This is a genomic window from Azotobacter vinelandii CA (genome assembly GCF_000380335.1).
GTDB lineage: Bacteria > Pseudomonadota > Gammaproteobacteria > Pseudomonadales > Pseudomonadaceae > Azotobacter > Azotobacter vinelandii.
In genome coordinates, this window is record NC_021149.1 from 4068802 (window position 1) to 4092057 (window position 23256).

Annotated in this window: 25 protein-coding genes; 2 read left to right on the forward strand and 23 right to left on the reverse strand. The window is 67.0% G+C overall.

The window, feature by feature from the left end:
• Positions 1–37 precede the first annotated feature (37 nt).
• Positions 38–673 carry a DUF2238 domain-containing protein gene (locus tag AVCA_RS18260; RefSeq protein WP_012702525.1) on the forward strand — a complete coding sequence of 212 codons (636 nt, stop codon included), beginning with the start codon at positions 38–40 and terminating at the stop codon, positions 671–673.
• Here the strand turns inward: AVCA_RS18260 and AVCA_RS18265 are convergent.
• Positions 647–1180 carry a flavin reductase family protein gene (locus tag AVCA_RS18265; RefSeq protein ID WP_012702526.1) on the reverse strand — a complete coding sequence of 178 codons (534 nt, stop codon included), beginning with the start codon at positions 1178–1180 and terminating at the stop codon, positions 647–649. The genes AVCA_RS18260 and AVCA_RS18265 overlap by 27 nt on opposite strands.
• A 76-nt stretch (positions 1181–1256) precedes the next feature.
• Here AVCA_RS18265 and AVCA_RS18270 point away from each other — a divergent pair, with 76 nt between their 5' ends.
• Positions 1257–1460: a hypothetical protein gene (locus AVCA_RS18270; protein WP_373878258.1), complete on the forward strand. Its 204-nt coding sequence runs from the start codon at positions 1257–1259 to the stop codon at positions 1458–1460.
• 8 nt (positions 1461–1468) lie between these two features.
• Here the strand turns inward: AVCA_RS18270 and AVCA_RS18275 are convergent, their stop codons facing one another.
• From AVCA_RS18275 to iscR, 22 genes are all read right to left on the reverse strand, one after another.
• A complete protein-coding gene (locus tag AVCA_RS18275) occupies positions 1469–2263 on the reverse strand; it encodes an amidohydrolase (RefSeq protein ID WP_012702528.1) in 795 nt (264 codons plus the stop codon).
• 433 nt (positions 2264–2696) lie between these two features.
• On the reverse strand, positions 2697–3845 hold the full coding sequence (locus tag AVCA_RS18280) for a pyridoxal phosphate-dependent aminotransferase (RefSeq protein WP_012702530.1): 1149 nt from the start codon (positions 3843–3845) through the stop codon (positions 2697–2699).
• Positions 3846–4059: 214 nt separating this feature from the next.
• Positions 4060–6459, reverse strand: a complete 2400-nt coding sequence (locus tag AVCA_RS18285; protein WP_012702532.1) for a TonB-dependent siderophore receptor — start codon at positions 6457–6459, stop codon at positions 4060–4062.
• A gap of 204 nt (positions 6460–6663) precedes the next feature.
• Positions 6664–7458, reverse strand: a complete 795-nt coding sequence (locus AVCA_RS18290; RefSeq protein WP_012702533.1) for a FecR family protein — start codon at positions 7456–7458, stop codon at positions 6664–6666.
• 83 nt (positions 7459–7541) lie between these two features.
• On the reverse strand, positions 7542–8051 hold the full coding sequence (locus AVCA_RS18295; protein WP_012702534.1) for an RNA polymerase sigma factor: 510 nt from the start codon (positions 8049–8051) through the stop codon (positions 7542–7544).
• A gap of 189 nt (positions 8052–8240) precedes the next feature.
• Positions 8241–9716: a ribosome biogenesis GTPase Der gene (der, locus tag AVCA_RS18300; protein ID WP_012702535.1), complete on the reverse strand. Its 1476-nt coding sequence runs from the start codon at positions 9714–9716 to the stop codon at positions 8241–8243.
• A gap of 277 nt (positions 9717–9993) precedes the next feature.
• A complete protein-coding gene (gene bamB, locus AVCA_RS18305; protein ID WP_012702537.1) occupies positions 9994–11148 on the reverse strand; it encodes an outer membrane protein assembly factor BamB in 1155 nt (384 codons plus the stop codon).
• Between the two features lies 1 nt (position 11149).
• Positions 11150–11794: a YfgM family protein gene (locus tag AVCA_RS18310; RefSeq protein ID WP_012702538.1), complete on the reverse strand. Its 645-nt coding sequence runs from the start codon at positions 11792–11794 to the stop codon at positions 11150–11152.
• A 24-nt stretch (positions 11795–11818) separates the two neighbouring features.
• The gene (gene hisS / locus AVCA_RS18315) at positions 11819–13105 is read right to left on the reverse strand and encodes a histidine--tRNA ligase (RefSeq protein ID WP_012702539.1); all 1287 of its coding nucleotides are present in this window, start codon (positions 13103–13105) and stop codon (positions 11819–11821) included.
• 9 nt (positions 13106–13114) lie between these two features.
• Positions 13115–14227 carry a flavodoxin-dependent (E)-4-hydroxy-3-methylbut-2-enyl-diphosphate synthase gene (gene ispG, locus AVCA_RS18320; protein WP_012702540.1) on the reverse strand — a complete coding sequence of 371 codons (1113 nt, stop codon included), beginning with the start codon at positions 14225–14227 and terminating at the stop codon, positions 13115–13117.
• 5 nt (positions 14228–14232) lie between these two features.
• On the reverse strand, positions 14233–15261 hold the full coding sequence (locus AVCA_RS18325) for a RodZ domain-containing protein (protein ID WP_012702541.1): 1029 nt from the start codon (positions 15259–15261) through the stop codon (positions 14233–14235).
• The gene (pilW, locus tag AVCA_RS18330; protein ID WP_012702542.1) at positions 15258–16016 is read right to left on the reverse strand and encodes a type IV pilus biogenesis/stability protein PilW; all 759 of its coding nucleotides are present in this window, start codon (positions 16014–16016) and stop codon (positions 15258–15260) included. Before pilW ends, AVCA_RS18325 begins: the two co-directional genes overlap by 4 nt.
• A 12-nt stretch (positions 16017–16028) precedes the next feature.
• Positions 16029–17174, reverse strand: coding sequence for a dual-specificity RNA methyltransferase RlmN (rlmN, locus tag AVCA_RS18335; protein ID WP_012702543.1), 1146 nt, complete (start codon positions 17172–17174; stop codon positions 16029–16031).
• A 25-nt stretch (positions 17175–17199) separates the two neighbouring features.
• The gene (gene ndk / locus AVCA_RS18340) at positions 17200–17631 is read right to left on the reverse strand and encodes a nucleoside-diphosphate kinase (RefSeq protein ID WP_012702544.1); all 432 of its coding nucleotides are present in this window, start codon (positions 17629–17631) and stop codon (positions 17200–17202) included.
• Between the two features lie 97 nt (positions 17632–17728).
• Entirely contained in the window at positions 17729–17929 is a 201-nt protein-coding gene (gene iscX / locus AVCA_RS18345; RefSeq protein WP_041807606.1) for a Fe-S cluster assembly protein IscX, read from the reverse strand.
• A gap of 10 nt (positions 17930–17939) precedes the next feature.
• The gene (gene fdx, locus AVCA_RS18350) at positions 17940–18278 is read right to left on the reverse strand and encodes an ISC system 2Fe-2S type ferredoxin (RefSeq protein WP_041807608.1); all 339 of its coding nucleotides are present in this window, start codon (positions 18276–18278) and stop codon (positions 17940–17942) included.
• Positions 18279–18281: 3 nt separating this feature from the next.
• On the reverse strand, positions 18282–20144 hold the full coding sequence (gene hscA / locus AVCA_RS18355) for a Fe-S protein assembly chaperone HscA (protein ID WP_015589516.1): 1863 nt from the start codon (positions 20142–20144) through the stop codon (positions 18282–18284).
• 42 nt (positions 20145–20186) lie between these two features.
• On the reverse strand, positions 20187–20708 hold the full coding sequence (hscB, locus tag AVCA_RS18360) for a co-chaperone HscB (RefSeq protein ID WP_012702548.1): 522 nt from the start codon (positions 20706–20708) through the stop codon (positions 20187–20189).
• 9 nt (positions 20709–20717) lie between these two features.
• Positions 20718–21041, reverse strand: a complete 324-nt coding sequence (iscA, locus tag AVCA_RS18365; RefSeq protein WP_012702549.1) for an iron-sulfur cluster assembly protein IscA — start codon at positions 21039–21041, stop codon at positions 20718–20720.
• A gap of 25 nt (positions 21042–21066) precedes the next feature.
• Positions 21067–21453 (reverse strand): Fe-S cluster assembly scaffold IscU, encoded by a 387-nt coding sequence (gene iscU, locus AVCA_RS18370; protein WP_012702550.1) that lies wholly within the window; start codon positions 21451–21453, stop codon positions 21067–21069.
• 43 nt (positions 21454–21496) lie between these two features.
• Positions 21497–22711, reverse strand: coding sequence for an IscS subfamily cysteine desulfurase (locus AVCA_RS18375; RefSeq protein WP_012702551.1), 1215 nt, complete (start codon positions 22709–22711; stop codon positions 21497–21499).
• Between the two features lie 29 nt (positions 22712–22740).
• Positions 22741–23235, reverse strand: coding sequence for a Fe-S cluster assembly transcriptional regulator IscR (iscR, locus tag AVCA_RS18380; protein ID WP_012702552.1), 495 nt, complete (start codon positions 23233–23235; stop codon positions 22741–22743).
• Between the last annotated feature and the right edge of the window lie 21 nt (positions 23236–23256).

The window sequence follows — 23256 nt, forward strand, 5'->3', positions numbered from 1 at the left end:
ACTGTCGCGCTCCCCGACGACCCTGGCGAGGAGCGCCATGCAACGGAACCGACTTCTTGCGATCCTCGGCCTGACCGTCCTGGCCGCCCTGCTCATCTCCGCCATCGCGCCCTACGACCGGGCCACCTGGCTGCTGGAAGTCGCCCCCGTGCTGATCGCCGCACCGCTGCTGGCCTGCACCCGCGAGCGCTTTCCGCTGACCACCCTGCTCTACCTGCTGATCGCCGTCCACGCCCTGGTGCTGATCCTCGGCGGCGCCTATACCTACGCGCGGGTGCCGCCGGGCTTCTGGGTGCAGGAGCTGTTCGGCCTGAGCCGCAATCCCTACGACAAGCTCGGCCATTTCATGCAGGGCCTGGTGCCGGCGCTGCTGGCCCGCGAGATCCTGCTGCGCGGGCGCTTCCTGGCCAACGGGCGGATGCTGGCCTTCCTCAGCCTGTGCGTGGCGCTGGCGGTCAGCGCCTTCTACGAATTGATCGAATGGTGGGTGGCGCTGCTCGCCGGCCAGGGCGCGGTGGAATTCCTCGGCACCCAGGGCGATCCCTGGGACACCCAGTCGGACATCTTCCTCGCGCTGATCGGCGCCGGCACCGCCCTGCTCGGCCTCGGCCGCCTGCAGGACCGGCAGATCGACGAGCTGGAGCGCTCAGCGCATGGCCGAGGGCAGGCTTAGCTCCTCGCCGGCCACCATGAACTTGCCGAAGCCGCGGTGATGCAGGGTGCGCGGCGCGCTCACCGCGGGGTTGTGCCAGGCTTCCACCACTTCGAGGATGAAGAAGTTGTAGCCGCCGACCAGTTGGCGGTCGGTCACCCGGCATTCCAGATTGGCGTAGCACTCGGCCACCAGCGGCGCCGACACCTGCTTGGCCGGCCGCGCGGTCAGGCCGAAACGGGCGAACTTGTCCAGTTCGCGCCCGGAGCAGTTGCCGCAGCCGACCACCTGTTCCGCCAGTTCTACCGTCGGGACGTTGAGCACGCACTGGCCGGTCTCGCTCAGCGCGGCGAAGGTGAAGTTCGCCGCGCTGACCACGCAGCCCACCAGCGGCGGTTCGAACTCCAGCATGCAGTGCCAGGACATCGGCATCAGATTGCCGCGCCCGGCGTGGCTGGTGCTGAGCAGCAGCACCGGCCCGGGCTCGAGGACGGCATAGACCTCGGCGAGGGGAAGCTGGACTTTCATGAAACTACTCCCGGACAGGAACGAATGGCGTCCCCATCAACCATAGTCCCATCCGGGAGCGTGCGAGAGCCCTCTCTTGAACGACACCATGGCGGCACGGGACGAAACGCGCTGGCTTCTCTACCGTATCGACGACAACGGCAACGAAGTGGCGATGCGCCGCTTCGCCGAACGCGCCGAGGCCGAGGCGCTGATGCGCGAGTACGAACGGCGCGGCCACAAGCAGGCCTATCTGGTGCGCGAGGAACGCCTGGCGCCCGGCGAGGCGCGGGAAGCCTGACGCACGGCTCAGCCCTTCAGTTCGAAGTCGTCCGCGTCGCGCCAGGCCGGGAAACGCGCGCGGAATTTGGCCAGGGCCTGGGCCGGGAGCGTGACCCGGAACACGCCGTCGTCCTCGCCCGCGGCCAGCAGCGGTTCGCCCTGGAAGTCGAGCACCTGGCTGTCGCCGGCGTGCGGATAGCCATTACCGTCGGCGCCGACGCGGTTGACCGCCGCGACGAAGCACAGGTTTTCGATGGCGCGCGCCGGTAGCAGGCGGTTCCAGGCGTTGCGCCGGGCCGCCGGCCAACTGGCGATGTAGAGCAAGAGGTCGGTGTCGTGGGGATCGCGGCTCCACACCGGGAAGCGCAGGTCGTAGCAGACCAGCGGACGCACGTGCCAACCCTTGAGTTCGAGCAGCACGCGCTCCTGTCCAGCGGCGTAGTGCTCGTGCTCGCCGGCCATGCGGAACAGGTGGCGCTTGTCGTAGTGGGCGCAACTGCCATCGGGGCGCGCCCAGTACAGACGGTTGCGGTAGCTGCCGTCGCCGGCGCGGGTGATGACGCTGCCGACCACCACCGCGCTCAAGCGCGCGGCCTGCGCCAGCAGCCAGGCGCGGCTCGGGCCGTCCTCTTCCTCGGCCAGCGCCGCGGCGTCCATGGAGAAGCCGGTGCTGAACATCTCCGGCAGGATCACCAGATCGGCGCCGGCGGCCCGCTCCAGCAGCGCGCCAAAGTGGGCGTGGTTGGCGGCGGGGTCCTGCCAGACCGGGGCGGTTTGCACCAGGGCCAGCGTCAGGTCGGGCAAGGCGGTCAGGTCACGCATGGGAAGCCTCCACAAATCCTTGGTCGTCGGACAGACGTGGGGTGGATGGCCACCCCGTGGAAAACGCGCGCGGCGATTGCTCGCCAGGGGGCTCGACGGTGGATGACGCTGCGCGGTCATCCATCCTGCGGGCCGTTAGGGCGTGTCATCAATTGTTTCCCCGGTTGCGTTGCTGCCGGAAATGGGGCCAGGCCGGGCCGCGTTCGGCAAGGCGCAGCCTGTAGGCAATGGTCATTCCCTTGCCAAAGGCTGCAACGCCGCATGGCCCCATTTCCGGCGCAACCTAGGCGGCCCCACCCGCAGGGACGGGCCTGTTTTGGCACAGCGCGGCGTTGCTCGTCGTTCGTTTGGAATGACCAAACTTCCCTCCTCGCGCCTTGCCCTGTGCCAAAACAGGCTCCGTCGCAACGCGGGAAACAATTGATGACACGCCCTAGACCCGGCACAGCCTCTCGGCGGCCTGGCGCAGGGTCTCCTCGCGCTTGGCGAAGCAGAAGCGCACCAGGCGCAGGCCGGCCGGCGGGCTCTGGTAGAACACCGACACCGGGATGGTCGCCACGCCATGCTCGCGGGTCAGCCACAGGGACATCTCGACGTCGTCGAGGTCGTCGCGGATCGCCGAGTAGTCGGCGAGCTGGAAATAGGTACCGGGCGCGCGGGTGAAGGTGAAGCGCGAGCCGGCCAGCAGGTCGCAGAACAGGTCGCGCTTGGCCTGGTAGAAGATCGGCAGTTCGTCGACGTGTTCCGGACAGGCGGCCATGTAGTCGGCCAGCGCCCACTGCAGCGGGCTGACGCCGCAGAAGGTGATGAACTGGTGGACCTTGCGCAACTCGGCGCTCAACGCCGGCGGCGCCACCACGTAGCCGGTCTTCCAACCGGTGACGTGGTAGGTCTTGCCGAAGGAACTGACCACGAAAGCGCGCGCATAGAGTTCCTCGTGGGCCAGCACGCTGGCATGGCGCACGCCGTCGTAGATCAGGTGCTCGTAGACCTCGTCGCTGACCAGATAGATGTCGAAGCCGCGGATCAGCCGGGCCAACTGCTCCAGTTCGTCGCGGGAGAGCAGCGCGCCGCTGGGGTTGTGCGGGCTGTTGAGGATGATCAGCCGGGTGCGCGGGCTGAGGGCGTCGGCCAGGCGCTGCCAGTCGATGGAGAAATCCGGCAGGGCCAGCGGCACGTGCACGCAGCGCCCGCCGGCCAGTTCCACCGAGGGCTCGTAGCTGTCGTAGCAGGGGTCGAGGACTATCACCTCGTCGCCCGGCCGGACCAGCGCCTGCACCGCGCAGAAAATCGCCTCGGTGGCGCCGGGGGTGATGGTGATTTCCTCGTCCATGTCCACCTGGCGGCCGTAGCTGCGGGCGATCTTCCGCGCGACCTGTTCGCGCAGCGCCGGCAGGCCGGTCATCGGCGCATACTGGTTGTGCCCGGCCATCACATGGTGGCCGACCGCCTCGCGCAGCGCCTGCGGGCCGTCGAAATCCGGAAAGCCCTGGGACAGGTTGATGGCGCCGGTCTGCGCGGCGAGCTGGGACATGGTGGTGAAGATGGTGGTGCCGACGTTGGGCAGTTTGCTTTGGATCATGGCCTGGGATTCACGGGCAAGCGACGGGCGAAGTCGCGAGCATAGCCGATGAGTCCGCCTCCCAGAAAGCGAACGTCAGGCCCCATGGCAGCGGATTTCCGATGCTCCCCCGTAGGAGCGGACTCGTTCGCGACCGGAGTGGATATGGGGCTTCGGGCGTGACCCCGGTCGCGGATGAATCCGCTCCTGCACAAGCCGTCCCTGGCTCGCGGCCTCAGAAGTCCCAGCGGGTGGTCAGCATCATGTTGCGCGGTTCGCCATAGGCCTTGGTGCTGTAGAAACCGATGTTGGTGTAGTAGTACTTGTCGAACAGATTGTTGATGTTGAGGGTGGTGGAAAGGTTTTCGGTCACCTGGTAACGGCCCATGAGATTCACCAGCCAGTAGGCTTCCTGGTGGTACTGTTCCGCCGCGTAGTCCTTGGCCGGGTTGCTGACCTCCATCCAGGTGGTGCCCTGGTAGGTGGCCCCACCGCCGACGGTGAACTGGTTCAGCCGGCCGGGCAGCCGGTAGGTGGTGTAGACCTTGAACAGGTGTTCCGGCTCCTCGGTGGTGATCTTCTTGTTGTCGTCGTCCCGGCGGATGGTCTTGTAGGTGTAGCCGGCCTGGATGTTCCAGCCCGGCGCCAGTTCGCCGGAAATCTCCGCCTCGATGCCCTTGGTCTTGGCCTTCAGGCCCTCGTAGACGTCCTGGTTGGTTTCGTAGTCGTAGCCGGCCCATTCGGGGCGGTCGTCCTCGCGGATCTCGAAGTAGGCCAGGCTGGCGTTGAGGCGCCCCTTGAACCATTCGCCCTTGATCCCGGCCTCGTAGCTGTCGCCCTCGTCGGGTTCGAGCAGGCTGCCGCTGCTGTCCTTGTAGCTGTTCGGCAGGAAGATGCTGGTGTAGCTGGCATAGAGCGACCAGGTGTCGTTCAGGTCGTAGGTGATGCCGGCGAAGGGCACCACCTTGCCGGAGTCGCGGGCGTGGCTGTCGCGGCTGAGGTGGTAGTCGGTGACGCGGCCGCCGAGGATCAGGGCGAGATCGTCGGTCGGCCTGAAGCGTGCGGTGAAATAGAGCGCCCGCTGGTTGGTGAGTTCGTCCTGGCGGGCGCTGATCGCGCCCCAGTCCGGCTCGGGAATGTTGCCGTCGGCCCTGTAGAAGTTTTCGACCAGACCGCCGTTCTCGGCGCTGTAGCCGTAGTAGGACTTGCCTTTCCAGTGGGTCCGGTAGGCGCTGGCGCCGACCACCAGTTCGTGTTCGCGCCCCAGCCACTGGAAGGGGCCGCTGGCATAGACCTCGATGGCGTGGTTGACGGTGTCGCCCCGGTACTGGCCGGCGGTCAGCGAGGTCCGGTAGCCGTTGTCCACGTCCGGGCTGCTCAGCATGGAGCCGAGCTTGGCGTCGTAGCCGTTGACCTGATAGTTGTACTGGCCCCGGCCCACCCAGCCGTTGGAGAAATTGTGCTCCAACTGGGTGAAGAAGGTCCGCGTGTACTGCTCCCAGCGGCTCCAGTCCGCCCCCGGATTGAACGAGCGGGAAACGCTGACTTCGTCGCCCTTGCTGTCGAAGATGGGCACGCCGCCCCAACTGGAGCCCTTCGGCTTGTTGTCCTGGTAGTCGAAGCCGAGCGTCAGCAGAGTTTCCGACGTCAGGTCCATTTCCAGGATGCCGTAATACACGCTGGTGTTGCGGTCGTAGTGGTCCTGGAAGGATTTCTTGTCCTGGTAGGCGGCCACCGCACGGCCGCGGACGCTGCCGCTGGCGTTGAGCGAGCCGCTCACGTCCCACTCGGTGCGGTAGTTGTCCCAGGAGCCGGCCTCGCCGGTGATGTGGGCCTGGAACTCGTAGGTCGGTTTCTTGCGCACGAAGTTCAGCGTCGCGCCGGCTCCGCCGGCGCCGGTGACCAGACCCGTGGCGCCCTTGAGCACCTCGATGCGGTCGTAGATCGCCATGTCGCTCAAGGTGTTGCCCGAGGAATAGGCGGCGTTGCGCATCATCGGGATGCCGTCGTACTGAAAGTTGGTGATCGGAAAACCCCGCGAGTAGTACTGCGACCGCTCGCTGTCGAGACCGCCCACGGTGACGCCCGGCGCGTGCTGCAGCACCTCGTCGATGTTGGTGAGGTTGAAGTCGTCCATGTGCTGGCGGGTCACCACGGTGACGGTCTGCGGCGTTTCGCGCGGGCTCAGTACCAGGCGGGTGGCGGTGGCGATGGTGCCGGGGGTGTAGGATTTCGACGTCTCGGTGATGGTGCCGAGCTGGTTGTCGACCACGGTCATGACATCCAGCCCCATTGCCTCCCCGGCGGCCTGGGCAAAAACCACGTAACTGCCGTCATCCGTTTTGCGCATCGCCAGGTTCGAGCCGCCGAGCAGGCGCTGCAGGGCCTGTTCGACGGTCAGCGACCCATGCAGCGCCGGAGCGCTGTGGCCTTCGGCGATATCGGTGGCGAACAGGATGCGCCGGCCGGTCTGTCCCGCCAGGGCGTTGAGCGCCTGGTCGAGCGCCTGGGCCGGGATGTCGAGCGTGTACGCCACTTCTTGCGCATACACGGCGGAAGCCAGCAACAGGCTGGCGGTGAGCAGGCTCAGGCGCCCCTGTTGTCGTGGATGTCGTTGCGATAGCGCCTTGCCCATGCATTCCCCCAATCGAACGGTGAGTGAAAGGTGTTCACTGGGGTTGGCGTTTCAGCCGGAGATGATGTTGATGTGCGCTCGAGAAAAATTCTCATTTCCTCGAGCGATCGCCGGGAAATCGCCTGGAGGCCGGCCGATACGGGGCTCCGTACCGGCCTCCCGCGGCCTCGACGAGTTCCGAAGTCCAGAGCGGGCCGGACATGCCTAACGCACACCGAAAATCACGACCGTTCCATCGCCTCCGCGAACGAGGCTGACGGGCAGGATCGCGGGCAACAGGTCGATCAGGGATTCGATGGCGTCGGTGTCGTATTCGCCGGAGAGGCGCAGGCTGGCGAGCCGGGCCTCGCCGAGGCGGACCGGCGCCTGGCGGTAGCGCTGGATATCGACGATCGCCTCGCCCAAGGGAGTGCCGTCGAAACGCAGCTTGCCCCGCTGCCAGGCCGTGACCGCGTCCGGGTCGATGCGGCGGGTCGCGCCGATGCCTTCGCGGCCGGCCCGTACCTGCTGACCGGTTTCGAGCCGGCGCACCGGCGTTTGCCGGCCGCTTACCTCGACAGTCCCCTCGACCACGCTGACGAGGACGCCACGGCCGTCGCTACGCACAGTGAACACGGTACCGATGTCGCGCACCTCCACGCCCTGGCTGCGCACGATGAACGGCTTGGAGGCGTGCGCCACGCTGAAGCCGGCCTCGCCCCGCACCAGTTCCAGCCGCCGGCTGCGCAGGCGGCTTTCGACGCGCAGGTGGCTGCCGGTATTGAGGATCGCCTCGCTGCCGTCGGCCAGCCGGATCGTGCCGCGCTCACCGACGGCGGTGCGGATGTCCTCGGTACGCCAGGCGGGGTCGAGCATCCAGACGGCACCGGCCAGCAGCAGCATCGACAGTCCTCCGGCGGCCAGCCTGGCGCGCTGGCGGGCGCTCTGCGCCTTGGCTTCGGCCAGCAGGGCGTCGCGCGAAGGGACGCGCTCCCGCAAGGCCTCGGCGAACGGCGCCAGCGCATCGTCCCGCCCGGGCGAGGACGGCGCGCGGCGTCGGGCTCGTTCGCTGGGGGGCTGCGGAGCGTCGGGAGTGGACACGATCAGCAGTGCCCGGGCAGCACGGCGCGGCGCGCCGGCTCCCAATCGCGGACGATGGTGCGCATGGCGCGACCGAAATGCCGGGTCACCATATTGAGCGAGATCCCCAGTTCATCCGCGATTTCCCGCTGCGGCATGCCATGGATGCGGTGCAGCAGGAAGATCTGCTGCGGGCGCGCTGGCAGGGCGTCGATAATGGCCAGCAGCGCCTTCAGTTGCTGTTCGAAATCGAGCGCCATGGCGCCATCGCAATCGTCGCCGAGGGTGTCGGGCAACTCCGCCATGCCCTCGAAGCGGGCGCTGCGCGCGCAGTCCGAACGGTTGCGGTCGATGGCCCGGTTGAAGGATACCCGGCGCAGGAAGGCGAACGGCTGGGCGACGGGCCGTTGCGGCGGCTTCTCCAGCAGTTGGACGCAGACATCGTGCACCACGTCGTGGGCGAACTGGCGGCAACTGAAGCGGCGCCGGATGTATTCGACCAGGTCGTGATAATGCAGCGCCAGGGTATCCATCAGGTCATCGGGAGGTGGGGAGCTCGACATGGGAGGACAGCCGGACCGTACTTGATAATAATTCGCATTATACCAGCCGGATCGGGGATTCTCACCCTGTGGCGTATCGGCCCGGCGTGACCGGAGACGGCGAACGCCGCCTCTGGACTCACCGCCGCCATGACCGCGACAACCCGAAGACCGACGGGCTCAGCGCTTCTTGTCCCTGCGCTTCTTCTCGGCCTTCTTGTGGTGACTCATCAGGCGGCGCTTCTTGTTCACCTGCCGCTCGGTGAGGCTGTTCTTCTTGCCCTCGTAGGGGTTGTCGCCGCCCTTGTATTCGATGCGGATCGGCGTGCCGACCAGCTTGAGCACGCGGCGGTAGGTGTTCTCCAGATAGCGCGTGTAGGCCTTGGGCACCGCCTCCACCTGGTTGCCGTGGATCACGATCAACGGCGGGTTGGCGCCGCCCAGGTGGGCGTAGCGCAGCTTGATGCGCCGGCCGTTGACCAGCGGCGGCTGGTGCTCCTGCACCGCGTCCTCGAGGATGCGGGTCAGGCGGCTGGTCGGCCAGCGGGTCACCGCCGACTGGAAGGCGGCCTGCACCGACTTGTAGAGGTGGCCGACGCCGGTGCCGTGCAGGGCGGAGATAAAGTGGATGTCGGCGAAGTCGGCGAACATCAACCGGCGCTCCAGTTCGATCTTCACGTAGTCGCGCTGGCCCGGCTCCATGCCGTCCCACTTGTTCAGCGCGATGACCAGGGCGCGGCCGGTTTCCAGCACGAAGCCGAGCAGATTGAGATCGTGCTCGACCACCCCTTCGCGGGCGTCCATCACGAAGATCACCACGTTGGCGTCCTGGATGGCCTGCAGGGTCTTGACCACCGAGAACTTCTCCACCGCCTCGAAGATCTTGCCGCGGCGACGCACGCCGGCGGTGTCGATCAGGGTGTACTTATCCTCGTCGCGCTCGAAGGGGATGTAGATGCTGTCGCGGGTGGTGCCGGCCTGGTCGTAGACGATCACCCGCTCCTCGCCGAGCATGCGGTTGACCAGGGTCGACTTGCCGACGTTGGGCCGGCCGATGATGGCGATCTTGATGCCGTCCTTCTCGCTGGGACCGGGCACCCGCTTGGGCTCCTCGCCCTCGGCGACGACCTCCGCCTCGCCTTCCCCTTCCTCGCCTTCGTCGTCGCGGGGAAAGATGCCGAGGGCGGCCTCGAGCATGGCGTTGATGCCGCGCCCGTGGGCGGCGGCGATCGGCAGGGCGTCGCCCAGGCCCAGCGGGCTGAACTCGGCGCGGGCGATGTCCGGGTCGACGGTGTCGACCTTGTTCGCCACCAGGAAACTGCGCTTGTTGCGCTTGCGCAGGTGTTCGGCGATCAGTTGGTCGGCGGCGGTCATCCCGGCGCGGGAGTCGACCATGAACAGCACGGCGTCGGCCTCTTCGATGGCCTGCAGCGACTGCTCGGCCATCTTCGCATCGATGCCCTCCTCGTCGCCGGAGATGCCCCCGGTGTCGATGACGATGTATGTGCGGCCCTGCCACTTGGCCTCGCCGTACTGGCGGTCGCGGGTCAGTCCGGCGTATTCGGCGACGATGGCGTCGCGGGTCTTGGTCAGACGGTTGAACAGCGTCGACTTGCCGACGTTCGGGCGGCCCACCAGGGCGATTACGGGAACCATAAGGCTCTCACCTGCAATGTTCGGAAAATACAACGGCCGCTGCGCGGGGCAGCGGCCGGATGAGAAGGTCGGTCCGTGCCGACCATGGACCTGTCGACACCGGCCTCCGCGAGCCGCGTTGCCGCGGCGAATGGCGCCAGGCCGGGCCGCGTACGGCTAGGCGCGAGCGCAGGGAATGGCACTCCCTCGCCAAGTCCCGCAACGACGCATGGCGCCATTTGCCACGTAAAAACAGGCTCCGCCGCGGTCGCGTGCAGTAGTGTCAACAGACCCGCATTCAGCGAATGGTCAGCGCGACCAGATTGCCGCCGTTGCCATAGGCGTACAGCCAGTCGCCCACCACCAGCGGACGGGCGCGCAGACCCTCGCTGTCGATGCGGATGCGCCCGACGAAGCGACCGTCCACCTGGCTGAGCAGGTGCAGATAGCCCTCCAGGTCGCCGACCGCGACATAGCTGGAGAACACCGCCGGCGACGACAACTGGCGGCGGGCCAGCCCGTCGTTCTTCCACAGCGCCGAGGCGCTGCCTTCGTCGATACCCTCGACCGCGCCCTCGGCCAGACTCACGTAGACGCTGCCATAGCCCAGCGCCACACTGCCGTTGCTGGAGGCCTGGCGCTGCCAGCGGGGACGTCCGGTCTGCAGGTCGAGCGCGGCGATACTGCCCTGGAAAGTCGCGACGTACAGGGTGCCGCCGGACATCTCCAGGCCGCCGTCGATATCCACCACCCGCTCCAGCTCGGAACGCCCGGAGGGCACCGCCACCCGCTGCTCCCAGATCGGCAGGCCACGCTGGGTTTCCAGAGCGAGCACCTTGCCGCTGGACAGGCCGGCGATCGCCAACTGGTTGGTGACCAGCGGCGCACCGGTTCCGCGCAGGGTGAGTACGGCTGGGGTGCTCTCGTAGGTCCAGCGCTGGCTGCCGCTGCTCGCCTCGAGGGCGATCAGGCGGTCTTCCTGGGTCTGCACCACCACCACATCGCCGTTGCTCACCGGAGGAGCCAGCACCTCGCTGCTGACGCGGCTGCGCCAGAGCACCTCGCCACTGCCCGAGTCCAGCGCGATCACCTCGCCCTGCAGGGTGCCGAGCAGGACCTGGCCATAGCCGGCGCCCACACCGCCGGATACCGGAACATCCAGATTCTTGCGCCAGATGACCTTGCCGCTGAAGCGGTCGAGGGCCATCACCTGGCCGCCGACATCGGCGACGAACAGGGTGTCCCCCTCCACCGCCGGCACCAGCAGATTGTAGGTCTTGCCCTGTCCCTCGCCGATGCTGCGGCTCCACTCCTCGTGCAGACGGACCTCCTCCTTGAACTTCTGCAACGGGGCCGGCGGCTGCTCCTTGGAACTGTTGAACCAGTTGGCGATACTGCAGCCGGCGAGCGTCGCGGCCATCGCCAGCACCGTGGCGTGTTTCCAGGGCTTCACGTCAGGCGTCTCCCTTGGCCAACTCGTCGAGCTTCAGTTGCAGGGGCCCCGGACCGGCATCGGCAGGCTGGGCGCTCCTGGCCTTCTCGTAGGCGGCCCGCGCCTCGTCGAGGCGGCCGAGCCGCACCAGCAGATCGCCGCGGACTTCCTCGCGGGCGGCCTGGAAGGCCGGATCGGCCTCGCCGGCGAGCAGGGCGAGTCCCTCCTCGGCCTTGTCCTGGGCCGCCAGAACCCGTGCCAGGCGCTGACGCGCCACTTCGCCGAGCGTGGCGTCGGCCGGCTTGTCGAGAATCGCCCGCAGCGCGGCGGCGGCCTCGTCGAGCCGGCCCTCCTCCACCGCCACCTTGGTGACCAGCAGGCTGCCGTACTGGGCGTAATGGGTGCCGCCGAAATCACTCTGCAACTGCCCGTAGAGTTCGGCGATCCGGGCCGTGTCCGGTTTCCCGGACGGCCTCAGGCTGGCATCCAGCAATTGCTGGTAGAGTGCCGAAGCCCCGTGCGCCCGTCCGGTCTGGTACTTCTGCCAGCCCTGCCAGGCGAGCACCAGCGCCAAGGCCAGGACACCACCGCTGAGCAGGGGCCTGCCGCTGCGCTTCCACCAGTCCTTGATCTGCGCCAGCTCTTCATTTTCGGTATGCGAGGTCACCCCGATAACTCCTCAATCCAGTGTTCAAGCCCGCAGGCAAGCCGCCAGGCGCTCGCCCAGCTCGTCCCAGCCCACGCTCTGTTGTTCGCCCTCGGCACGCAGCGACTTCAGGCCGACGATGCGCCCGGCCAGTTCGTCCTCGCCCAGCACCAGGGCGTAGAGCGCGCCGCTCTTGTCGGCCTTCTTCAACTGGCTCTTGAAACTGCCAGCTCCGGCGTTGACCGCCAGGCGCAGCCCCGGCAGCGCGTCACGCAGCCGCTCGGCCAGGCCCAGGGCCGCCAGCTCGGCCGCTTCGCCGAAGGCGCAGAAATACACGTCGACCTGCCGGGACAGCTCGGCCGGCACCCGCTCCAGGGTTTCCAGCAGCAGCACCAGGCGCTCGACGCCCATGGCGAACCCCACCGCCGGGGTCGGCTTGCCGCCCAACTGCTCGACCAGACCGTCGTAGCGGCCGCCGGCGCAGACGGTGCCCTGGGCGCCGAGCTTGTCGGTGACCCACTCGAACACTGTCTTGCCGTAGTAGTCCAGGCCGCGCACCAGCTTGGGATTGATCACGTAGGGGATGCCGGCGACATCCAGGCGCGCCTTGAGGCCCTCGAAATGCTGGCGCGAGTCCTCGTCCAGATAGTCCGCCAACTTGGGCGCATCCACCAGCAGGGCCTGGGTCTCCGGGTTCTTGCTGTCGAGAATGCGCAGCGGGTTGCTGGACAGGCGCCGCTGGCTGTCCTCGTCGAGCCGCTCGAAACGCGCCGAGAGGTACTCGACCAGCGCCTCGCGGTAGCGCGCGCGGGCCTCGCTGCTGCCCAGGCTGTTGAGTTCGAGGGTCACCGCCTCGCGCAGGCCGAGCAGCCCCCAGAGGCGCCAGGTCAGCACGATCAGCTCGGCATCGATGTCCGGCCCCGGAAGGTTGAAGACCTCCACGCCGATCTGGTGGAACTGCCGGTAGCGGCCCTTCTGCGGGCGCTCGTGGCGGAACATCGGACCGACGTACCAGAGCTTCTGCACCTGGCCGCCGCCGCTGATGCCGTGCTCGAGCACCGCCCGCACGCAACTGGCGGTACCTTCCGGACGCAGGGTCAGGGAGTCGCCGTTGCGGTCCTCGAAGGTGTACATCTCCTTCTCGACGATGTCGGTGACCTCGCCGATGGAGCGTTTGAACAGCTCGGTGAACTCGACGATCGGCATGCGGATCTGCCGGTAGCCGTAGCCGTCCAGCAGGCCGGCTACGCTTTTCTCGAAATAGCGCCAGAGCGGGGTCTGCTCCGGCAGGATGTCGTTCATGCCACGGATGGCCTGGATGTTCTTGCTCACGCGGATTCCTTAGCTGCGGACGATCAGGCTGGCATCGGCCGCGGCCTTTTCCGCGGCCTTGCGGCGGATCAGCCGCTCCAGCTCGTCCACCAGATTCTCGTTGCCCAGCTTCTGCGCCGGCTTGCCGTCGATGTAGACCAGGTTGTTCGGGGTGCCGCCGGTCAGGCCGACGTGCGCCTCCTTGGCCTCGCCCGGGCCGTTCACCACGCAGCCGATCACCGCCACGTCGAGCGGCACCAGCAGGTCCTCGAGGCGGGTTTCCAGCTCGTTCATGGTCTTCACCACGTCGAAGTTCTGCCGCGAACAGCTCGGGCAGGCGATGAAATTGATGCCGCGCGAGCGCAGGTGCAGCGACTTGAGGATGTCGAAGCCGACCTTGATCTCCTCCACCGGATCGGCGGCCAGCGAGACGCGGATGGTGTCGCCGATGCCCTCGGCGAGCAGCATGCCGAGGCCCACCGCGGACTTCACGGTGCCGGAGCGCAGCCCGCCGGCCTCGGTGATGCCCAGGTGCAGCGGCTGCTCGATCTGCCCGGCCAGCAGGCGATAGGCGGCCACCGCCATGAACACGTCGGACGCTTTGACGCTGACCTTGAAGTTCTGGAAATCCAGGCGGTCGAGGTGCTCGACGTGACGCAGGGCGGACTCCACCAGCGCCTGCGGGGTCGGCTCGCCGTACTTCTTCTGCAGGTCCTTCTCCAGGGAGCCGGCGTTGACACCGATACGGATCGGGATACCCCGGTCGCGCGCGGCATCCACCACGGCGCGGACCCGGTCCTCGCGGCCGATGTTGCCCGGATTGATGCGCAGGCAGTCGACACCCAGCTCGGCCACGCGCAGGGCGATCTGGTAGTCGAAGTGGATGTCGGCGACCAGCGGCAGCTGTACCTGCTGCTTGATCCGGCCGAAGGCCTCGGCGGCATCCATGTCCGGCACCGAGACGCGGACGATGTCGGCGCCGGCCGCCTCCAGGCGGCGGATCTGCGCCACGGTGGCCTCGACATCGTGGGTGTCGGTGTTGGTCATGCTTTGCACCGAGATCGGTGCATCGCCGCCGACCGCCACCGGGCCGACCCAGATCTTGCGCGACGGGCGGCGCTGGATGGGGGATTCGCTATGCATGGCGGTTAATTCCCAAGTTTCAGGCGGGCGGTCGCACCACGCGCGGTGTGGGGGGCCAGATCGACCGGCTGGCCATCGAAGCTGACTTCGGCGCCGTGGGCGAAGCCGAGGCGCACGTCCAGCGGCTTCTGACCGCGCAGTTCGAGCGTATCGCCGGCACGCTTCAGGCCGCGCAGCAGCACCTTGCCGCGCGCATCGATGACCTGCGCCCAGCAATCGGCCGTGAAGCGGATGTTCAGCAGTCCTTCGCCGGCGGCCGGCTCGACCGGCGGCGAAGCGGGAGCGGCTTCCGGCGGAACGGCGGCCTCCGGAGCGGAGGCGACGGCAGGGGCGGAAGTGGCCGGTGCCACGGGCGCGGGCGCCGACTCGACCAGCGGTCTGTCCGTACCGCGTGCGAGCGGCGCCGGAGACGGTGGCGTGGTTCCGGCCGCCGGCGGGCCGTTCGGAGCGACGGCGGCGCCGGTCAGCGGAGCCGGCCGGGATTGCTGCTCGGCGGGCTGGAGCGCCTGGGCCACGGCCTGATCCTCGGGCTCGTCGAGCGGATGGATCTGGGTGGTGCCATCGGCGCTGTCGACTTCGACATGGGCCAGGTTGAGCGCGTTCCGGACCCCTTGGTACGCGGAACGCTCCTGCCACCAGAACAGGCCGGAACCGACCAGCAGAAGGATCAGGACGAGACCGACCAGGCGCAGGATGCCCTGGGAAAGACGCACCGGCTGCTCGATATTCCCCAGGCTGTGCACTTCGCTGCCCTTGGCGTCGGTGCCCGTGTAGCGGTCGAAGGCCTCGACCAGGCGGGCCTGATCCATTCCCAGCAGCTTGGCGTAGGAGCGCACGTAGCCACGCGCGAAGGTATGTCCCGGCAGCCGCTCGAACTCGCCGGCCTCCAGCAGGGCCAGGGTGCGGGTGGGGAGATGCAGATGGCCGGCCACCTGGGCCAGCGACCAGTCGTTGGCCTCGCGGCCCTTGCGCAGGATCTCGCCCGGGTTGACGGAGGCCGCGGCCGTGCTCTCGGTTTGCGACGCGTTCATCATTGCTCCGACAGATATTGCTGATATTCCGGCGTGCCCGGGTAAAGACGCTTCAGTTGCAGGCCGAAGGTGGCAGCCTGGTCGCGGTCATCGAAGACCTTCGCCAGGCGGGTCCCCAGCAACAGACTGCGGGCGCTCTGCTCGCCCATGCGGCTGAAACTGGAGTAATAGGAACGCGCCGCCACGTAGTCGCGCGTCTCGAAATTCAGTGTGGCCATCTCCAGCAGCGTCAGCGGCTGCTGGGAGTTGATCCGCAGGGATTTTTCCAGATGGGCCTTGGCGAGATCCTGCCGGCCGAGCCCGATAGCGGCCAGCCCGAGGTTGAGGTAGACCCGCGCGCGCTCGGGGTACAGGGTATCGGCCGCGGCCTGCTGGAAACGCTCGTAGGCATCCTGGTAGCGACGCTGCTCGAACAGGAAGCTGCCGTAGTTGTTCAGGATACGCGCATCGCCGGGACGCTCGGCGAGCGCCTTGCGATAGTGCCGGTCGGCCAGGTCGGGCTCGAGTTCGGTCTGGAACACCAGGGCCAGGGCGGCGTGGGCGTCGGCATCGGACGGGTCCAGCTCCAGGGCCTTGCCCAGCGGCACCTTGGCACGGTCGGTCCGTCCCTGCTTGAGATAACCGAGGCCGAGCTGGATATACGCCTCGCGAGCCTCCTTGCGCCCCTGCTCGGTCCGCATGGGGTCGACCGCTCCGGTCGAGACGCAACCGGCCAGCAGCGTGGCGGAAAACAGCAGCAGCGCAGCGCGCGGGGTCATAAACATCCTCGTTCAGGTCCGGTCGGCGGCGCCGGAGGATGGCGCCGCCTCGTCACCGATCCGGCGCACGGCGATATAGCGCTCGCTGCGCCGGGTGCGATCCATGACCTGACCGACCAGTTGGCCGCAGGCGGCATCGATGTCCTCACCCCGGGTGGTACGCACCGTGACATTGTGCCCGGCCTTGTGCAACAGGTCCTGGAAGCGGCGGATGGCGTTGTTGCTCGGCCGCTCGTAACCGGAGTGGGGAAAGGGATTGAAGGGGATCAGGTTGATCTTGCACGGCACGTCGCGCAGCAGTTCGACCATCTGCGCCGCATGCTCGGGCTGGTCGTTGACGTCCTTGAGCAGGGTGTATTCCACGGTCAGCACGCGCTTCTCGCCGAGACGCGAGATGTAGCGCCGGCAGGCGTCGAGCACCTGGGCCAGCGGGTACTTGCGGTTGATCGGCACCAGCCGGTTGCGCAGCTCGTCGTTGGGCGCGTGCAGCGACAGCGCCAGGGATACGTCGATGATCTTGCCCAACTCGTCGATCATCGGCGCCACGCCCGAGGTGGACAGGGTCACCTTGCGCTTGGAGATGCCATAACCGAGATCGTCCATCATGATCTGCATGGCGGCGACCGCGTTGTCGAAGTTCATCAGCGGCTCGCCCATGCCCATCATCACCACGTTGGTGATGGCGCGGTCGATCTTGCCCGGGACGGTGCCGAAGGATTTGTTGGCGATCCACACCTGGCCGATGATCTCGGCGGCGGTCAGGTCGCTGTTGAAGCCCTGCTTGCCGGTGGAGCAGAAGCTGCAGTCGAGCGAACAGCCGGCCTGGGACGATACGCACAGGGTTCCGCGCCCGGCCTGCGGGATGTAAACGGTTTCGACGCAACTGCCGGACGCCACGCGCACCACCCACTTGCGGGTGCCGTCGCCGGAAATATCCTGACTGACGACTTCCGGACCGCGGATCTCGGCGCAGGCCTTGAGCTTCTCGCGCAAGGCCTTGCCGATGTTGCTCATGGCATCGAAGTCGTCGACGCCGAAGTGGTGAATCCATTTCATCACCTGCCCGGCACGAAAGCGCTTCTCGCCGATGGACTCGAAGAAGCTCTCCAACTGCGGCTGGGTCAATCCCAGCAGGTTCGCCTTAGTGGTTTCGTTCATGGATTCACCCTCCCCCATCGCCCGATCAGCGAATGCGGGCGCACACCTCGGTGGCGGCGAAGAAGTAGGCGATCTCGCGGGCAGCGGAAGCCTCGGAGTCGGAACCGTGCACGGCGTTCTCGTCGATGGACACGGCGAAATCGGCGCGAATGGTGCCCGGCTCGGCCTTCTTCGGATCGGTGGCGCCCATCAGCTCACGGTTCTTGGCGATCGCGCCCTCGCCTTCCAGCACCTGCACGACGACCGGGCCGGAGGTCATGAAGGACACCAGATCCTTGAAGAACGGACGCTCCTTGTGCTCGGCGTAGAAGCCGCCGGCCTCACGCTCGGACAGTTGGACCATCTTCGCCGCGACGACGCTCAGGCCGGCCTTCTCGAAACGGGTGAGGATCTCACCGATGACGTTCTTGGCGACGGCGTCGGGCTTGATGATGGAAAGGGTACGTTCAACGGCCATGGAATAGCTCCAGTCAATCGGGGGGGTTGAAAAGCGGAAAATTAAACCCGCGAATTATACGCGGGTTCCGGTGAAATACATAAGGCCGGCTCGCGGATCAGTCGGCTTCTTCGATCCAGGCCGCCTGGATGGCCTCCAGCACCTTCTCGCCGCCTCGCGCCGGGTCGTCGTCGAATTCCGGCAGGGCCAGTACCCACTGGTGCAGGTCGAGGAAATTGAGATAGCGCGGATCGATCTGCGGATGGGTGTCGACCAGTTGCAGGGCGATTTCCCGTACGTCGGTCCATTTCAGGCTCACGCGCATGCCCTCAGTGCTGTTCCGAAACCTGATTGATGGTGTAGCGCGGAATCTCCACCACCAGATCCTCAGTGCCGACCCTCGCCTGACAGGATAGCCGCGACTCCGGCTCCAGCCCCCAGGCCTTGTCGAGCATGTCGTCTTCCAGTTCGTCGGACGGCTCGAGGGAATCGAAGCCGTCGCGCACTATCACATGGCAGGTGGTGCAGGCACAGGACATCTCGCAGGCGTGCTCGATCTCGATATCGTTGCGCAGGGCGGCCTCGAGAATGCTCTCGCCAGTCTCGGCCTCGACCACCCTGCCCTCGGGGCAATGCACCTCATGGGGCAGAAAAACGATCTGCGGCATCATTCACTCCTCGATTTCGTTCAGTCGGCGCCCGGACAGCGCGGCCTTCACCGAAGCGTCCAGGCGCCGGGCGGCGAAGGCATCGGTGACCTGCGTCAGATGGCGGACGTGCGTCTCGATGACGGCGGCGTCCGGCCCGTCCAGCACGCCGCGCAACGCCTGCATCTGCGCCTCGATGGCGGCCCGCTCGGCGGGACTCAGCAGCGCCTCGCCATCGGCCTCCAGGGCCGCCTGCACCGCTTCCAGCAAACGCTGCGCCTCGACCTGCTGCTCACGCAGCGCGCGGGCAGCCTTGTCGCCGCCGGCATACTCGAAGGAGTCCTTGAGCATCCGTGCGATTTCGCCGTCGGTCAGGCCGTAGGACGGTTTGACCTGCACGCTCGCCTCGATGCCGGAGCCCAGCTCGCGGGCGGAGACATTGAGCAGGCCGTCGGCATCGACCTGGAAGGTGACCCGGATCTTCGCCGCCCCCGCCACCATGGGCGGAATCCCGCGCAGCTCGAAGCGCGCCAGGGAGCGACAGTCCTTGACCAGTTCGCGCTCCCCCTGCAGGACGTGGATCAGCATGGCCGTCTGGCCATCCTTGTAAGTGGTGAATTCCTGGGCTCGCGCCACGGGCAGGGTGGTGTTGCGCGGGATGACCTTTTCCATCAGCCTGCCCATGGTCTCGAGGCCCAAGGACAGCGGATTGACATCCAGCAGCAACTCCTCGCCGTCGCGCCCGTTGCCGGCCAGGGTGTCGGCCTGGAGCGCCGCGCCGATGGCGACCACCTGATCGGGGTCGATGTCGGTCAGCGGCTGGCGGTCGAACAGTTCGGCGGCCGCCCGGCGCACCCGCGGCACCCGGGTGGAGCCGCCGACCATGACCACCGCGGCGATCTCCTGCGGCTCGATCCCGGCATCGCGCAGCGCCCGCCGGCAGGCCTTGAGGCTGCGTGCCACCAGGGGCTCGATCAGTGCCTCGAAACGCTCGCGGGACAGCTCGCCCTGCCAGGGACCATAGGCGAGCGCCACCGAGCCGCTGTCGCTCAGCGCCTCCTTGGCCGCACAGGCCAGTTGCAGCAGATGGCGCTGGACGCCCGGGTCGAGATCGGCGGACAGTCCCGCCTGCTCGACAATCCAGTTGGCGATGGCATGGTCGAAGTCGTCGCCGCCCAGGGCGCTGTCGCCGCCGGTGGCGAGCACCTCGAAGACCCCGCGGGTCAGGCGCAGGATGGAGATGTCGAAGGTACCGCCGCCCAGGTCGTAGATCGCTACCACGCCCTCGGCGCCCCGGTCGAGGCCGTAGGCGACCGCCGCCGCGGTCGGCTCGTTGAGCAGGCGCAGCACATCGAGGCCGGCCAGCCGCGCGGCATCCTTGGTGGCCTGGCGCTGCGCCTCGTCGAAATAGGCCGGCACGGTGATCACCGCGCCGACCAGTTCGCCGCCCAGGGCTTCCTCGGCGCGCCGGCGCAGCACCCTGAGGATCTCCGCCGACACTTCGACCGGGCTTTTCGGTCCCTGCACCGTCTCGATGAAGGGCATGTGCGACTCGCCCTCGGCGAAACGGTACGGCAACTGCTCGCCGAGCAGCTTGACATCGGCGATGCCGCGTCCCATCAGGCGCTTCACCGAGAGCACGGTGTTCAACGGGTCCACGGCGGCGGCAGCCTTGGCTGCGCGGCCGACCTCGACCCGGCCGTCGGGCAGGTAGCGTACCGCCGACGGCAGGATCGTTTCCCCCTCGGTGTCCTTCAGGGATTCGGCCAGGCCGCTGCGCAAGGTGGCGACCAGCGAATTGGTGGTTCCCAAGTCGATCCCGACCGCCAGGCGACGCTGGTGGGGTTGCGGGCTTTGTCCGGGTTCGGCGATCTGCAATAAGGCCATGGCATTCAGATATGTCGGAGGCGCGGCCGGAGCGGCGCGGGGTTAGTCGTCGAGACGCTCTTCGAGCTGGCGGACCTCGGCAAAGAGCTTGTCGAGAAATTGCATGCGCCGTGCCAGGCGTTCGGCCTCGTCGCGCCGCCGCGGATCGGCCCAGCAGGCGGCGAAACCTTCGTTCAGTTGCTCCTGGTCCTGCACGAGCCGGCGCTTGAAGCGCGCCACCCCGGCCAGGTCGGCACTGTCCTGCAGTTCCTGGAGCTCTTCACGCAACTCCATCTGCTGCATGAGGAAGGCAGGGTCCTGCACCGTGGTTTCCTGGGACAGCTCTTCTCCCTGCAGGGACAGCAGGTAACGGGCGCGCTGCGACGGACTTTTCAGCGTCTGGTAGGCCTCGTTGAGCCGGGCGGCCTCCTCCAGCGCCAGGCGCTGTTCGCGTTCGGGGGCACCGGCGAAACGGTCGGGATGCACCCGGCGCACCAGTTCGCGGTAACGCACCGCGAGCCGGTCCTGATCGAGGCGAAAATCCGGCTCGAGGTCGAACAGGGCGAAATGGCTGGCATTACCCATGCGATGATCTCAGATGTTGAAGCTTTCGCCGCAGCCACACTCGCCACGCACGTTCGGGTTGTTGAACTTGAAGCCTTCGTTGAGTCCTTCGCGGACGAAGTCCAGCTCGGTGCCATCCAGGTAGACCAGGCTCTTGGGATCGACGATCACCTTGACCCCGTGACTCTCGAACACCTGGTCCTCGCTGGCCACCTCGTCGACGAACTCGAGCACGTAGGCCAGCCCCGAGCAACCGCTGGTGCGGACGCCCAGGCGGATGCCCTCGCCCTTGCCGCGTCCATCGAGGGAACGCCGGATGTGGCGGGCGGCGGCTTCGGTCATGGTGACGGCCATTGCAACTCCTTATGTTCAGGGTGGTTCAAACCAGGCCTTTCTTGTGCTTGTAATCGCGCACGGCGGCCTTGATGGCATCCTCCGCCAGGACCGAGCAGTGGATCTTGACCGGCGGCAAAGCCAGTTCCTCGGCGATCTGGGTGTTCTTGATGGTTTCGGCTTCTTCCAGGGTCCTGCCTTTCATCCACTCGGTGGCCAGGGAACTGGAGGCGATGGCCGAACCGCAGCCGTAGGTCTTGAACTTGGCGTCCTCGATGATGCCCTGCTCGTTGACCTTGATCTGCAGGCGCATCACGTCGCCGCAGGCGGGGGCGCCCACCATGCCGGTGCCGACGTCGGGGTCCTGCGCGTCGAGCTTGCCGACGTTGCGCGGGTTTTCGTAGTGGTCGATGACCTTGTCACTGTAAGCCATGATGCAATACCTCGTTAATCACGGGCAATTTCCGGGAAGGGCGTCAGTGGGCCTGCCACTCGATCTTGGACAGATCGACCCCATCCTTGTACATGTCCCAGAGCGGCGACAGCTCGCGCAGCTTGCCGACCGCCTCGCATACCTTCCGCGCAGCGTAATCGACCTCTTCCTCGGTGGTGAAACGACCGAAAGTGAAGCGGATCGAGCTGTGCGCCAGTTCGTCGTTGCGACCCAGAGCGCGCAGCACGTAGGACGGCTCCAGGGACGCCGAGGTGCAGGCCGACCCAGAGGAAACCGCCAGATCCCTGAGCGACATGATCAGCGACTCGCCTTCCACGTAGTTGAAGCTGAGATTGAGGTTGTGCGGCACCCGTGCCGTGGCGCTGCCGTTCAGGTAGACCTCTTCGAGGGTGCTGACCTGCTCGTGGAAGCGATGGCTGAGCCCGGCGATACGCCGGCTTTCCGCGGCCATCTCTTCCCTGGCGATGCGAAAGGCCTCGCCCATGCCGACGATCTGGTGGGTCGCCAGGGTACCGGAACGCATGCCGCGCTCGTGGCCGCCGCCGTGCATCTGCGCCTCCAGGCGTACGCGCGGCTTGCGCCGCACGTAGAGCGCGCCGATCCCCTTGGGGCCGTAAGTCTTGTGGGCGGAGAAGGACATCAGGTCGACCTTCATGCGCTCTAGGTCGATGGCCACCTTGCCGGTCGACTGGGCGGCATCCACGTGATAGAGCACGCCGCGCGAACGGGTCAGTTCGCCGATGGCTGCGATGTCGTTGACGGTGCCGATCTCGTTGTTGACGTGCATCACCGAGACCAGGATGGTGTCCTCGCGCAGCGCCGCCGCGACCATCGCCGGAGTGATCAGGCCATCCTCGCCGGGCTCGAGGTAGGTCACCTCGAAACCTTCGCGCTCGAGCTGGCGGGTGGTATCCAGCACCGCCTTGTGTTCGATCTTCGAGGTGATGATGTGCTTGCCCTTGCTCGCGTAGAAGTGCGCGACGCCCTTGATCGCCAGGTTATCGGACTCGGTGGCGCCGGAAGTCCAGACGATCTCCCGCGGATCGGCGTTGACCAGTTCCGCCACCTGACGGCGGGCGTTCTCCACGGCCTCCTCGGCCTTCCAGCCGAAGACGTGGGAACGCGAGGCCGGATTGCCGAAATTGCCCTCCATGGTCAGGCACTCGCACATCTTCTGCGCCACCCGCGGGTCGACCGGAGTGGTGGCGGAATAATCCAGATAAATCGGCAACTTCATGAGTCTCTCCTGTCGGGCTGGCATCCGGCTCATTCGATGGCGGACGCTTCGATCTTTCCGGCATACGGCAGCGGACAACCGCCCCCCTGGCGCCGGTCCTGCAAGCGGACGAGATCCTGGACGTCGCTGCGGGCGACCAGGTCGGCCAGGCTGATGCCGCTGAGGAATTCGTGGATCTGGTGGCTGAGGTCGCACCAGAGGTAGTGGGTCAGGCAGACCTCTCCCGAACGGCAGCCGCGATCGCCCTGGCAGCGCGTCACGTCCACCGATTCGTTGACCGCATCGATCACTTCGGCTACCTGGATGGCGGCCATACTGCGGGAGAGCTGGTAACCACCGCCGGGACCGCGAACGCTGGTCACCAGGCTGTTGCGCCGCAGCTTGGCGAACAACTGCTCCAGGTAGGAAAGGGAAATGCCCTGGCGCTCGGAGATGTCGGCGAGGGAAACGGGGCCGTTCTGGGCATGCAATGCCAGATCGAGCATGGCCGTAACGGCATACCGGCCTTTGGTTGTCAGTCGCATGATCGATACCAGGGAATCGCT

Excerpts from the sequence above, each read along its gene's own strand:
- rlmN (WP_012702543.1), bottom strand. The coding sequence starts at position 17,174 with ATGAACGAAACCACTAAGGCGAACCTGCTGGGATTGACCCAGCCGCAG.
- iscR (WP_012702552.1), bottom strand. The coding sequence starts at position 23,235 with ATGCGACTGACAACCAAAGGCCGGTATGCCGTTACGGCCATGCTCGAT.
- hscB (WP_012702548.1), bottom strand. The coding sequence starts at position 20,708 with ATGGGTAATGCCAGCCATTTCGCCCTGTTCGACCTCGAGCCGGATTTT.
- AVCA_RS18295 (WP_012702534.1), bottom strand. The coding sequence starts at position 8,051 with ATGGATACCCTGGCGCTGCATTATCACGACCTGGTCGAATACATCCGG.
- AVCA_RS18280 (WP_012702530.1), bottom strand. The coding sequence starts at position 3,845 with ATGATCCAAAGCAAACTGCCCAACGTCGGCACCACCATCTTCACCACC.
- iscA (WP_012702549.1), bottom strand. The coding sequence starts at position 21,041 with ATGGCCGTCACCATGACCGAAGCCGCCGCCCGCCACATCCGGCGTTCC.
- AVCA_RS18275 (WP_012702528.1), bottom strand. The coding sequence starts at position 2,263 with ATGCGTGACCTGACCGCCTTGCCCGACCTGACGCTGGCCCTGGTGCAA.
- iscU (WP_012702550.1), bottom strand. The coding sequence starts at position 21,453 with ATGGCTTACAGTGACAAGGTCATCGACCACTACGAAAACCCGCGCAAC.
- AVCA_RS18260 (WP_012702525.1), top strand. The coding sequence starts at position 38 with ATGCAACGGAACCGACTTCTTGCGATCCTCGGCCTGACCGTCCTGGCC.
- fdx (WP_041807608.1), bottom strand. The coding sequence starts at position 18,278 with ATGCCGCAGATCGTTTTTCTGCCCCATGAGGTGCATTGCCCCGAGGGC.
- AVCA_RS18375 (WP_012702551.1), bottom strand. The coding sequence starts at position 22,711 with ATGAAGTTGCCGATTTATCTGGATTATTCCGCCACCACTCCGGTCGAC.
- hscA (WP_015589516.1), bottom strand. The coding sequence starts at position 20,144 with ATGGCCTTATTGCAGATCGCCGAACCCGGACAAAGCCCGCAACCCCAC.
- AVCA_RS18285 (WP_012702532.1), bottom strand. The coding sequence starts at position 6,459 with ATGGGCAAGGCGCTATCGCAACGACATCCACGACAACAGGGGCGCCTG.
- der (WP_012702535.1), bottom strand. The coding sequence starts at position 9,716 with ATGGTTCCCGTAATCGCCCTGGTGGGCCGCCCGAACGTCGGCAAGTCG.
- pilW (WP_012702542.1), bottom strand. The coding sequence starts at position 16,016 with ATGACCCCGCGCGCTGCGCTGCTGCTGTTTTCCGCCACGCTGCTGGCC.
- ndk (WP_012702544.1), bottom strand. The coding sequence starts at position 17,631 with ATGGCCGTTGAACGTACCCTTTCCATCATCAAGCCCGACGCCGTCGCC.
- ispG (WP_012702540.1), bottom strand. The coding sequence starts at position 14,227 with ATGCATAGCGAATCCCCCATCCAGCGCCGCCCGTCGCGCAAGATCTGG.
- AVCA_RS18265 (WP_012702526.1), bottom strand. The coding sequence starts at position 1,180 with ATGAAAGTCCAGCTTCCCCTCGCCGAGGTCTATGCCGTCCTCGAGCCC.
- AVCA_RS18325 (WP_012702541.1), bottom strand. The coding sequence starts at position 15,261 with ATGATGAACGCGTCGCAAACCGAGAGCACGGCCGCGGCCTCCGTCAAC.